A 12,205-nucleotide genomic window follows, 5' to 3' on the forward strand; every position below is an offset into this window, starting at 1 on the left:
TCAGCCCGCCACCGGCAGCATCGGCAGCGCCGTCTCGTGCAGCCACGCCTCCAGCAGCCCGTCCACCGGCCGGGCCGCGTAGCGCCGCACGTGCGCGGTGAAGTCGGCGGTGCCGACCACGCCGTACCGGTTCAGGCCGACCCAGTCCTTGACCATCCGGAAGAAGGACTCGTCGCCGAGCGCGCACCGCAGCGCGTGCACGGCCAGCCCGCCCCGCTCGTACAGGCGGTCGTCGAACATCAGCCGCATGCCGGGGTCGGCCAGCCGCAGGTCCTGCGGCAGCCGGGACAGCAGGGCGTGGGCGACGGCCGCGTGCGCCGCGGCCGGCCGGCCGCCGGAACGCTCGGACCAGAGCCACTCGGCGTACTTGGCGAAGCCCTCGTTGAGCCAGATGTGCCGCCAGTCGGCGATGGTCACGCTGTTGCCGAACCACTGGTGGGCCAGCTCGTGGGCGACCAGGCGTTCGGAGCCGCGGCGGCCGTCCATGTGGTTGGTGCCGAAGGTGGCCACGCCCTGCGCCTCGACCGGGACGTCGAGCTCCTCGTCGGCGACGACCACCGTGTAGGAGCCGAACGGGTACGGGCCGAAGAGCTCCTCGAACAGTCGCATCATCTCCGGCTGCCGCCCCAGGTCGTATGCGGCCTGCGGCGCCAGCCGGGCCGGCACGTGGGCCTGCTGCGGCACGGTCGCACCCGGCCCCTGGGCGGCGAGCCGCAGCGGCACGTACCGGCCGATCGAGACGGACACCAGGTAGCTGGAGGTCGGGGCGGACTGCTCGTACACCCAGGTGGTGCTGCCGCCCCGGGGGGTGCGGGTGAGCAGCCGGCCGCCGACCAGCACGGTGTACGGGGACGGGGTGGTGATCGAGATCTGGTAGGAGGCCTTGTCGGCGGGCCGGTCGTTGCACGGGTACCAGGAGGGCGCTCCGACCGGCTGGCTCGCCACCAGCGCGCCGTCGGTGAGCTCCTCCCAGCCGAGGCCGCCCCACGGGCTGCGGACGGGCTTGGGGTTCCCGCTGTAGTGCACCTCGGCGGTGAACGCCGCGCCGGCCGCCGGGGCCTTGGCCGGGCGGATCCGCAGTTTGCCCGCCCGGTGGGTGTAGTGGGCGGCCCGGCCGTCCACCAGGACCCGGCCGATCCGGAAGTCGGCCAGGTCGAGCGCGAACTCGCGCAGCGGCTCGCCGCCCGCGACGGCGCTCAGCCGGGCGGAGCCGGCGAGCCGGTTGGGGCCGGGCTTGTAGTCGAGGGCGAGTTCGTACCGGTGGACCCGGTACCGGTTGTCACCGTGGCTGGGAAAGTACGGGTCGACGCCGAGGTGCGGCGCCTGCTTGGGGCTCAACGGTGCGTACTCTCCCTGCCGGCTTGCGGAACTGCGCGGTGCGGTGGTGCGGGCTACGTCTGCCAGGCCTCGATCGGGTTGCCCAGCCAGCGGGTGTCGGCCGGGACGGACTCCGCGCGCATCACCAGCGAGGCCGGCCCGAGCGTGCTGCGGGCCCCGACGGTGCTGCCCGGCAGCACGATTCCGCCCGGGCCGAGTGTGGCACCCTCGCGGAGTACCACAGTATCCATCCGCATGATCCGGTCGTGGAAGAGGTGGGTCTGCAGCACACAGCCCCGGTTCACGCTGACCCCGTCACCGAGGGTGACCAGGTCGGCCTCGGGCAGCCAGTAACTCTCGCACCAGACCCCGCGGCCGACCTCCGCGCCCAGGCCGCGCAGCCAGAGGTTCAGGACGGGAGTGCCGGGCACCGCGCCGATCAGCCACGGCACCGCGAGCACCTCGACGAAGGTGTCGGCGAGCTCGTTGCGCCACACGAAACCGCTCCACAGCGGGTGCTCGACGGCGCGGAACCGGCCGACCAGCAGCCACTTGGCGGCGATCGACACCAGGCAGGCGACCGTTCCCGCGGCCAGCAGCAGCACGCCGGACAGCAGCGCGGCGAGCAGCGGCGTACCGGCCGCCGCGAGCAGGGCGAGCCCGGCCAGGGTGAGCACCCCGAGGGCGGCGGAGGCGAGGACGGGGACGATCCGGCAGACCTCGGTGAGACCGCGCGCCCAGAGCAGCCCGGCGGGCGGGTCGTAGGTGCGGCTCTGGTCGCCGGCGTCGGCCGAGCGCGGCAGCCGCATCGGCGGCATGCCGAGGTAGGAGCTGCCCTTCTTGGCCTTCTTGGGCGTCGCGGACAGCACCCCGACCAGGCCCCGGTCGGGCACGGCCCGCCCGGGTGCGGTCATCCCGGAGTTCCCGAGGAAGGCCCGCTCGCCGATCTCGGCCTCGCCGAGCCGGACCCAGCCGCCGTCCAGCTCGTACGGGGCGATCAGCGTGTCGTCGGCCAGGAAGGCGCCGTCGCCGACGGTGGTCAGGCTGGGCAGGGCCAGCACGGTGGAGACCTCGGCCCCGCTGCCGACCTTCATGCCCAGCGCGCGCAGCCAGGCCGGGGTGATCAGGCCCGCGTAGAGCGGGAACAGCGTCTCGCGGGCCAGGTCCATCAGCTGGCTGACGGTCCAGGCCTGCCAGCCGATCCGGCCGTGCAGCGCGTGGTAGCCGGGGCGCAGGCCCACGCTGAGCAGTCGCACGGCCGCCACCAGCAGCACGGCGTAGGCCAGAGCGAACGCCAGGGTGGCCGGCACCACGGCGGTCAGCGCGCCGGTGAGGGCCGTTCCGAGGCCGTCCCCCGGGTGGACGAAGCAGCCGAGCACAGCCAGCGCGGCGACGCCGGAGAGCACCGGCAGCAGGCTCAGCCCGAGTCCGCTCGCCCCGTACAGCGCGGCCCAGCGGGCCCGGCGGGGCGGGCGCTGCGCGGGGCGGCTGCGCTCGGCCTTGCCAAGTTTGACGGCGGGCGCGCCGGCCCAGCGCTGGCCGGTCGGGATCTGGCCGGTGACGCCGGAGCCGGGTGCGACCTGGGCGCGCTTGCCGACCCGGGAGCCGGGGAAGAGCGTGCTACGGGTGCCGACGACCGCGCCGGAGCCGACCCTGACGGGGCCGACCTCCAGCCGGTCACCGTCCAGCCAATAGCCGGACAGGTCGACCTCGGCCTCGATCGCGCAGCCGCGTCCGAGCCGGAGCATGCCGGTGACCGGGGGCAGCGAGTGCAGGTCGACCTCGGGGGCGATCCGGGCACCGAGCGCCCGCCCGTAGCGCACCAGCCACGCGCCGGACAGCGAGGTGGCGCCGCTCAGCTCGGCGAGCCGTTCGGCGGCCCACAGCCGCAGATGGACGCTGCCGCCGCGCGGGTGGCTGCCGGGCGTCAGGCCGCGCAGCAGCAGCCGGGCGCCGCCGGCCGCGACGGCGAGCCGGCCGGGCGGGCTGAACAGCAGCAGTCCGGCCGGCAGGACGGCCCACCAGGACGCGGTCGGCGCCCAGGGGTAGTCGCCGAACCAGGCCAGCGCGTTGCCGAGGGCGAGCAGGCCGACCGTCCAGCGCAACCCGACCAGGGTGAACAGCGGCAGCAGCAGGAGCAGCTGGACGATCTTGGCGCGGGTCGGGACGGGCAGCACCGTCCGGGCGGCGCCGTCGCCCTGCGCGGAGCGCTCCAGGTGCCGGGCGAGCTTGCGCAGGACCGGCTGCTGGTAGATGTCCAGAACGGCGGCGGCCGGGTAGCGGCTGCGCAGCAGGGTGGTCAGCCGGGCGGCGGCGAGGCTGCCGCCGCCGATCGCGAAGAAGTCGTCCTGGGCACCGGTGACCGGAATGCCGAGGATCTCGCTCCACTGCTCGGCCAGCCAGGCCTCGGTGCCGTAGAGCTGCTCGGCGGGGCCGGCGCTCTCCAGCTCGGGCAGCGGCCACGGCAGGGCGGCGCGGTCGACCTTGCCCGAGGTGCGGGTGGGCAGCGATTCGACCGGGGCGAGCAGCGGTACGAGGGCGGCGGGCAGCTCGGCGCGCAGCCGGGCGACGGCCGCGGCCTGGTCCCAGCCCTCCTGGGTGACCAGGTAGCCGACCAGCAGCTGGTTGCCGCCGCGGGCGGTGCGGACGGCCGCGGCGGCGCCGGCCACTCCGGGCAGGGCCTGCAGGGCCGCGTCGACCTCGCCGAGCTCGATCCGGCGGCCGCCGAGCTTGACCTGCTCGTCGCCGCGGCCGAGGAAGAGCAGGCCGGCGGGCTCCGCCTTCACCAGGTCGCCGCTGCGGTAGGCGCGGTCCCAGTCGAGGGACTTGAGCGGGGCGTACTTCTCGGCGTCCTTCTCGGGGTCGAGGTAGCGGGCCAGGCCGGCACCGCCGATCACCAGTTCGCCGCTGCCGCCCATCGGGACGGGCTCGCCGTTCTCGTCCACCACGGCCAGTTCCCAGCCGTCCAGCGGCAGGCCGATCCTGACCGGGCCGTCGCCGGTGAGCAGGGAGGCGCAGGCGACCACGGTGGCCTCGGTGGGGCCGTAGGTGTTCCACACCTCGCGGCCCTCCGTGACCAGGCGCTGGACCAGCTCGGGCGGACAGGCCTCGCCGCCGAAGATCAGCAGCCGGACCTCGATCAGGGCCTCGGCGGGCCACAGGGCGGCGAGGGTGGGCACGGTGGAGACGACGGTGATGTCCTGCTCGGCGAGCCAGGGGCCGAGGTCGGCGCCGCTGCGCACCTGGGAGCGCGGGACGGGGACGAGGCAGGCGCCGTGGCGCCAGGCCAGCCACATCTCCTCGCAGGAGGCGTCGAAGGCGACCGAGAGGCCGGCCATCACCCGGTCGCCGGGGCCGATCGGCTCCTCCTGGAGGAAGAGCGCGGCCTCGGCGTCCACGAAGGCGGCGGCGTTGCGGTGGGTGACGGCGACGCCCTTGGGCTTGCCGGTGGAGCCCGAGGTGAAGATGATCCAGGCGTCGTCCTCGGGGCCGGGCCGGCCGGGCTCCCGGCCGGCGCGGTGCCCGTGGGCCACGGTCAGGGTGCGGTCGGCGCCGAGGACGGCGGCCACGTCGGCCTCGCCGAAGACCAGCTCCGCGCGCTCGTCCGGGTCCTCGGCGTCCACCGGGACGTAGGCGGCGCCGGCGGCGAGGACGGCCAGGATGCCGATGTAGAGGTCGTTGGTGCCGGAGGGGATCCGGATCCCGACCCGGTCGCCGGGGCCGACGCCGGCCGCCGCCAGGCGGCGGCGCTGGGAGTCGACCTCGGCGGCGAGCGCGGTGTAGCTGAGGGTGGTGCGGCCGTCGTCCAGGGCGGCTTCCTGCGGGTGGGCCCGCACGGTGGCGTTCAGCAGCTCGACCAGGGTGCGCGGCGCGGGCGCCGGGCGGCCGGGGAACACGGCCCGCGGGTCGGTGCTCCGGTCCTCCCGGAGCTCCGGTTCGTGCAGTGTGCCGATCTCGGTGGTCACAGCTGTGCGCTCCTCGTCCTCGTCCCCGTCCACTCGCTCCCGGGCCGAAAGCGGACAACGGTGCCGATGGTAGCCCCGACCCGATCCGGTCGGGCTGATCGCAACTCAGCCCAACTGGGCCTGATTTCAGTTTTACTGACATGTCGTCAGCTGGTAGGCCCACTCCACTGCAACAAATATGACGAACCGTCAGTCGATCTGACGAGGCGTCAGCTCGCGCGATCACCTGTGAGCCACACCACAGCGAATCGCCGTCAGGAGACGATTCCGAGCTCGTGCGGCGTGTTGTTGAGCCGTCGGCCGCCCTCCGCCGTGACGGTGACGATGTCCTCGATCCGCACTCCGAACCGCCCGGGCAGGTAGATCCCCGGCTCGATCGAGAAGCACATCCCCGGCACCAGCCGCCGGGTCTCCCCCTCCACCATGTACGGCGGCTCGTGGGTGGTGAGCCCGATACCGTGCCCGGTGCGGTGGATGAAGTACTCCCCGTAACCCGCCTCGGTGATCACCCTGCGGGCCACCCGGTCGATCTCCTGGCACTCTACTCCGGGGCGGACGGCCTCGAAGGCCGCCTGCTGCGCCCGCCGGACGATCCCGTGCACCTCCCGGACCTCGGCCGGCACATCCTCGCCGACGTGCACCGTGCGGGTGGTGTCGGAGCCGTAGCCGTCCCGCAGCCCGCCGAAGTCCAGCACCACGGTGTCACCCTGCCGGATCACCCGGTCACCGGCCTCATGGTGCGGATTGGCGCCGTTGGGCCCCGAACCGACCACGGTGAAGTCCACCTGGCTGTGCCCGTGCCCGATCAGCAGCTCGGCGAGGTCGGCGGCGACCTCGTCCTCCCGCCGCCCGGCGAAGCGGACGCCGAGGATCGCCCGGTACACCGCGTCGGCCGCACCCCCGGCGCCGGCCAGCCGCTCCAGCTCGTCGGCGTCCTTCACGGCCCGCAGCATGGGCAGCACCTGGGTGAGCGAGCGGTACGAGGTGCCCGGCAGGGCCTCCTGGAGGCCGATCAGGTGCATCGCCCAGGCCGCGTCGGAGATCCCGTAGCGCCCCCGCGGGTCCAGCAGCGGCGCCAGGGCCGCGTACGGGTCCGTGCCGTCCGCCCAGTCGACCAGCCGCACCGCCGCGGCGCCGGGCGCTCCGGCGGCGTCGGGCCGCTCCAGCGACGGCACCACCAGGACGGGCTGCCGCCCCGGTGCCAGCAGCAGCGCGGTCAACCGCTCGGTGATCGCGACCGGCTGGTAGCCCGCGAGGTGGAGCAGGTCGGGGCCCGGGGTGACGACCAGCCCGGCCAGGCCCTCGGCGGCGGCCGCCTCGGCGGCCCGGGCCATCCGGTCGGCGAAGTCCTTCGGGGTGAAGGGCCGCCGGGCGTTGGTGCTCGGCATCTGCTGCCTGCCTCTCTCTCCCGGGGGATCGGCGCCCCGGGCTCAGCGTCCCCGGCTCAGCGCCGGACGGCGGTCTCGGCGAAGCGTCGCAGGAACAGCGCCTCGACGTGGGCCATGTGCTCGATCTCGGCCGGATCCACACTCTCGTTCGGCGCGTGGATGAGGCAGCGCGGCTCCTCCACGCCCATCAGGATGATCTCCGCCTCGGGATAGCAGCCCGCGAGCACGCTGCAGAGCGGGATCGATCCGCCCTGCCCGAGGAAGGACATCCGCTTCCCGTACACCTCCTGCATCGCCCGGTCGAGCGTGGCGTACGCCCGGCCGTCCGTGGCCGCGCGGAACGGCGAACCCGTCCCCTCCGGCTCGATCTCGACCCGGGCGCCCCAGGGGGCGGCCGCCCGCAGGTGCGCGGTCAGCGCGGCGAGCGCGCCGGCGGCGTCGGTGCCGGGCGGCACCCGAAGGCTGACCCGGGCCCGGGCGGTGGCCGGGATGGCGGCGGCGGAGCCGACCACCCGCGCGCAGTCGATGCCGAGGACGGTCACCGCGGGCCGCGCCCAGAGCCGGTCGGCGACGCTGCCGGAGCCGGTGAGCCCCACCCCGTCCAGCACCCCGGCATCGGTGCGGAACTGCCGCTCGTCGTAGCCGACGCCGTCCCAGTGGCCGTCCGTCTCCAGCCCCTGGATCCGGGTGCCGCCGTCGGCGTCGCGCAGCGAGTCGAGCATCCGGATCAGCGCGGCGAGCGCGTCCGGGGCCGGGCCGCCGAACATCCCGGAGTGCACGTCGCCCGCCAGGGTGGAGACGGTGACCACGAGGTTGGCGAGGCCGCGCAGCGTGGTGGTGGCGGTCGGGACGCCGACGGCGGCGTTGCCGGTGTCGCAGATCAGCAGCGCGTCGGCGTGCAGCTCGTCCGCGTGCGCCCGGACGTACTCCTCCAGACCGCCGGTGCCCTGCTCCTCCGAGCCCTCGGCGACGAACTTCACCCCGACCGGCAGGTCGTCGCCCAGTGCCCGCAGCGCGGTGAGGTGCATGACGATGTTGCCCTTGCAGTCCGCGCTCCCCCGGCCGTACCAGCGGCCGTCCCGTTCGGTGAGCTCGAACGGCGGGGAGGTCCACGCGTCGTCGTCCAGCGGCGGCTGCACGTCGTAGTGGCAGTACAGCAGCACGGTCGGGGCGCCGGGCGGGGGCGGGCGGTGGCCGAGCACCGCGTGACTGCCGTCCGGCGTCTCGGCGAGGTGCACGTCGCGCAGCCCGACCTCGGTGAACGCACCGGCCAGCCACTCGGCGGCCTCGCGGCACTTCTCCGGCGGGTACTGCCGCGGGTCCGCGACGGAGGGGATCGCGACCAGCTCCGCCAGGTCGGCCTTGGCGCGGGGCATCAGCTCGGCGATCCGGCGGGCCAGGCCGTCGTCCGCTGCGTCCTCGGTCATGTCGGTGGCTCCTCGTTCCGGTCTGACACAGGCTCAGGTGTCGACGGTGTCGTCGAACGCATGAGCACTCCTCAGGGCCGACGCCCGGCAAGGGTCAGGACCCACGCCACCACGTCCGCGGCGGCGCCGCCCGCGCTGCACGCTGTCCGGGTGACCGCCGGCCGCGGGATTCAGCGCTGCCGGCGGCGGTGCCAGTGCCGCACGCCCTGGACGGTCGCCACCACCACCGACACCGCGACGACGGCCACCAGGGCGGCCCCCAGCTTGCTGCCGACCAGCCGGATGTCGGAGGCCACCACGAACAGCAGCGCGAGCAGCGGCAGCACGGTCGCCCCGACCGTCCGGAGCATCACCAGCACCGCGGACGGGCGCAGCTTGCCGCGCCGCGGCCCGGGTGCGTCCGACTGCCGCTCGGAACCCAGGGCGTAGTAGGCGGACGCCCGCACGCCGAGCCGCCCGGTGCCCTTGTAGTAGGCCAGGCCCATCACCGGGATCCACACCAGCGGGAGGAGCATGCCGACCGCCACCACGACGGCCACCCCGAGCCAGCCGGCCAGCTGCCTGATCCGGCCCGGCCGCTCCTCCCCCGGGCCGACCACCCCCAGCAGGTAGGCCATCCGGCGGACCATGCCCAGGCGGGTGCCGCGCGGCAGACGCCCGTCGGCCGGTGCGGCCGGCAGCTCGGGCACCTCCGCGAGTGCGGCCTCGGCCCGCTCCACGTCCGGATAGACGCCCTGCAGCACCAGCAGCTCCGCCACCCTGGGCCGGGCCGCCGGATCGAGGTCGGCCAGCGCGGCCAGCATCAGTACCATCCGGATCTGGACGAGCAGCGCGGCGCAGAACGCGATCGGCACCAGCACCATGAACGGCCCGCCGACGGCGCCGCCCTCCACCACGGCCAGCCGGATGCCTCGCTCCACCACCACGTGGCGCAGCGACTCGGACGGCGCGTCGGGCCTGGCCCGCCGCAGCTTGTCGACCGCGGTCCGCGCCCGGTGCCCCTCCAGTTGGACGGCGAGCCGGGCGAGCTGCTCCGGCAGGTGCTGCGGGTCGGCCAGGCCGGCCCGCAGCAGGGCCTGCGCCGACCTGGTCGGCACGGGTGTCTCGCTCCCGGGCTCAGTCACCCCTCGACGGTACCGAGATCCGGCGTGTGCCGACACGCGCCGTCACCGCGGCTGGCGGATGTGACCCGGGTCATCCGCGCCCACCCGGCGCGGCCCGGAACGGCGACCTCCGCGTCCCTCGACGGTCACGCTGGGTCGAGGATGTGCCCGGCCTCACAGGCGTTTCGGGGTGACCGGGGCCACATCGGGGTGCGGTGGCGGGGGCGGATCCGCTCAACCACGGGCCGGCGGTCGTCCGGATACTCCCGGTAACCCCGTTCTGACCTGGGACTTCGCGGAAATCCTTGAAGCCGTCGGCCGGCTTCCGTAGCTTCGAAACCAGTGCGGCGAGCACGGCCGGCCCACGGGTCGCCATCACGGCCCGCCGCACCACCCCATGAACCGAAGGCCCCCCGGGCCTGGTTCCGACCGCCCTCGCGGGCTTTCGAGAGGACTCACATTGACTTTCCGTAACGAGACCACCGCTGCCACCACCTCCGCCACCACCAAGCGCAAACGGGTGCGGATGGCTGTCATGGCGGGCGCGGTCCTCGCCCTGCCGGTGGCCGGCCTCGTCACGGCCACGTCCTCCTCCGCCGCGCCGGTCTCCACCTGGGACAAGGTCGCGCAGTGCGAGTCGACGGGCAACTGGAGCATCAACACCGGAAACGGCTTCTACGGCGGCCTCCAGTTCACCAACAGCACCTGGGCCGCCTTCGGCGGCACCTCCTACGCCCCGCAGGCCAACCTGGCCAGCAAGGCCCAGCAGATCGCCGTCGCCGAGAAGGTCCTCGCCTCCCAGGGCCCCGGCGCCTGGCCCGTCTGCTCCGTCAAGGCCGGCCTCACCAAGTAACCGGCCCCACGCCGATGCCCCGCCACCCGCACCCGGGCGGCGGGGCATCGCGCTGTCCGGGGTCAGGCGCGCTCGGGCCGCAGCGAGCCGAGCATCAGCTTCTCGGTCGTCCGCAGGTAGGTCTCGGCGGCGGCCTCGGCCTGGTCGGGCAGGCCGTCGGCCACGGCCCGGACGACCGGGGCCAGCCGGTCGGCGGCCGCGGCCGGGTCCTCGAAGGGGGCCCGCAGTGCGGCCCGCACCGGCAGGTAGGCGTTGAACAGGGTGTTGGTGAGCAGCAGGTACACCCGGTTGCCGGTGGCCCTGGCGAGTTCGCGGTGCACCTCGGCGTCGGCGAGCTGGGCGCCGTCCCCGTCGGGCGCCCGGGCCACCGCGTCGAGCAGTTCCAGCAGGCGGTCGGCCTGGCGGGTGGTACGGCGGGCGGCGGCCCGGCGCGCGATGACGGCGCCGATGTGCCGGCGGACCTCGAAGACCTCGGCCAGCCAGCCGTTGTCACGCGCGGCGAGCATCGGCAGCAGGTCGGCGCCGCCGACCCGCAGGAAGTCCCGCACCCGGGTACCGATGCCGTGCCGGGTGCTGAGCAGCCCGGCCTGTTCGAGCCGGGACAGGGCGTGCTTGAGCGTGGTCCGGGTGACGCCGTAGCCGGCGGCGAGTTCGCGTTCGGGCGGCAGCAGGTCGCCCGGGCCGTGGGTGCCGTCCAGGATGTCCTCGCGCAGCCGGTGTTCCAGGACGTCGACCACGGACTGGCGGGCGATGGTCTCGACGGGCACGGACGTTCTCCTCGGCTGCGCTTCGGGGCTGAGTGGCTCAGCCACCCGTGACCGGAGTCAAGCGGGTGGCCGAGCGGTCGTCAAGCTCCCCCGGCCGGGCCCGGCGCGGGGCCGCGGTGGGGGTCCGGCGGCAGGGTCCGGCCGCGGGGAGCGGGATCAGAACTGCTGGACGAAGTACGGCGAGACGCTCATCCAGCCGTTGGCCGCGGCTCCGTTGAGGCGGCCGGAGCTGTTCTTGGCCAGGGTGTACCAGGAGTCGACGTAGTCCGGGTCGTCGGTCCACCAGGAGGCGGGCATCGCGGCCAGCACGGCGTTCACCAGCGGGATGTAGGCGCCCTGGTCGGCGATGGTGAGCAGGACGGCGGCGATGGCCTGGGCCAGCGCCAGGTAGTTGGTGTCGCCGTCGTCCTCCATCAGGACCACGTCGGCCAGGTTGTACTTGTAGTTCGACCAGTTCACCAGGATCTGGTTCGGGTAGTACACGGTGCCGTCGTAGTCGAGGTACGGCATGGTGACCGAGTCGACGCGGGGCTTGCCGTCCTGGCCGAAGCCGGTCACCAGGGCGAACATCTCGGCGCCGCCCTTGAACCAGGGCTCCTCGTCGTCCGAGACCTCGATCGCGTCGACCTTGGTCGCCCACCAGCCCGCGCCTGCGGTGGTGGCCGAAGGCGCCGCCGCCACCGGGGAGTTGAGGCCCTTGCGGGCGAGCTCGGCGCTCAGCACCCGCATGCCCGCGGCCAGCGCCTTGGAGGAGTCGACGTCGACCAGGTAGACCGGGCGGGAGGGCACCTCGCGGGTGTCCAGGGTGTGGGCTCGGCCGGCCGCGTCGTAGGCGGTGATCGTCTTCGCGTGGTCGTCCCCGGTGGCCGCGGCCACCAGCGGTTCCACCCCGGCGTCGAGCGCGGGGCGCATCGACGGGTCGGCCAACTGGATTCTCAGCAACGGGCCGAGGCCGCCGCCGAGGCCCTTGGCCTCGGCTATCCGGCGGTCCGCCTCGGCCACCGTGCCGGCCAGCCGGCGGGCGGCCGGGGCGGCGGCCCCGGCGGTGAGGGAGCTCAGCGGCACCGCGCCGGCGGCGGCGCCGGCCCGGACCTGCGAGCGCCAGCCGGCGTCGGCGAGCGAGGTGGCGAGGTTTCGGGCCACCTGCTGCTCGACCTGCCCGACCTTGGCGCCCTCGGCGATCCGGGCGGACTCCGGTGCCGCGGCGGGGACGGCGGGGGTGACCGGCGAGGCCACGGCCTGGCCGGCGGCCAGGGCGAGCAGGGACGCGACGGCGACCGTTAAGGTGCCGCGGCGCGCACGGGAGAAGGACATGGGGGTTTCTCCTCATTCCTCGGGGGAGGCGGCCGCCGTGTCGGGTGGCGGTGCCGGGATCAGTGAAGCGC

Annotated in this window: 8 protein-coding genes; 1 reads left to right on the plus strand and 7 read right to left on the minus strand. The window is 74.7% G+C overall.

Features of this window, described 5'->3' with window-relative positions; all coding sequences use genetic code 11:
* From OG871_RS07875 to OG871_RS07895, 5 genes are all read right to left on the minus strand, one after another.
* Complete coding sequence (locus tag OG871_RS07875; RefSeq protein WP_371495364.1) at nt 1–1,338, minus strand: M1 family metallopeptidase; 1,338 nt, start codon at nt 1,336–1,338, stop codon at nt 1–3.
* A 53-nt stretch (nt 1,339–1,391) separates the two neighbouring features.
* Nucleotides 1,392–5,282 (minus strand): Pls/PosA family non-ribosomal peptide synthetase, encoded by a 3,891-nt coding sequence (locus OG871_RS07880; RefSeq protein ID WP_371495366.1) that lies wholly within the window; start codon nt 5,280–5,282, stop codon nt 1,392–1,394.
* Nucleotides 5,283–5,536: 254 nt separating this feature from the next.
* Complete coding sequence (locus OG871_RS07885; protein ID WP_371495368.1) at nt 5,537–6,670, minus strand: M24 family metallopeptidase; 1,134 nt, start codon at nt 6,668–6,670, stop codon at nt 5,537–5,539.
* A gap of 56 nt (nt 6,671–6,726) precedes the next feature.
* Entirely contained in the window at nt 6,727–8,097 is a 1,371-nt protein-coding gene (locus OG871_RS07890) for a dipeptidase (protein WP_371495370.1), read from the minus strand.
* A gap of 170 nt (nt 8,098–8,267) precedes the next feature.
* A complete protein-coding gene (locus OG871_RS07895; RefSeq protein ID WP_371495372.1) occupies nt 8,268–9,221 on the minus strand; it encodes a hypothetical protein in 954 nt (317 codons plus the stop codon).
* A gap of 439 nt (nt 9,222–9,660) precedes the next feature.
* Here OG871_RS07895 and OG871_RS07900 point away from each other — a divergent pair, with 439 nt between their 5' ends.
* Complete coding sequence (locus OG871_RS07900) at nt 9,661–10,053, plus strand: transglycosylase family protein (protein ID WP_371494071.1); 393 nt, start codon at nt 9,661–9,663, stop codon at nt 10,051–10,053.
* 62 nt (nt 10,054–10,115) lie between these two features.
* On the opposite strand, the gene OG871_RS07905 is transcribed toward OG871_RS07900, so the two are convergent.
* Both OG871_RS07905 and OG871_RS07910 read right to left on the minus strand, forming a co-directional pair.
* Entirely contained in the window at nt 10,116–10,820 is a 705-nt protein-coding gene (locus OG871_RS07905) for a FadR/GntR family transcriptional regulator (protein WP_371495374.1), read from the minus strand.
* 156 nt (nt 10,821–10,976) lie between these two features.
* The gene (locus tag OG871_RS07910) at nt 10,977–12,134 is read right to left on the minus strand and encodes a DUF3103 family protein (protein WP_371495376.1); all 1,158 of its coding nucleotides are present in this window, start codon (nt 12,132–12,134) and stop codon (nt 10,977–10,979) included.
* Between the last annotated feature and the right edge of the window lie 71 nt (nt 12,135–12,205).

This window comes from Kitasatospora sp. NBC_00374, from assembly GCF_041434935.1.
GTDB lineage: Bacteria > Actinomycetota > Actinomycetes > Streptomycetales > Streptomycetaceae > Kitasatospora.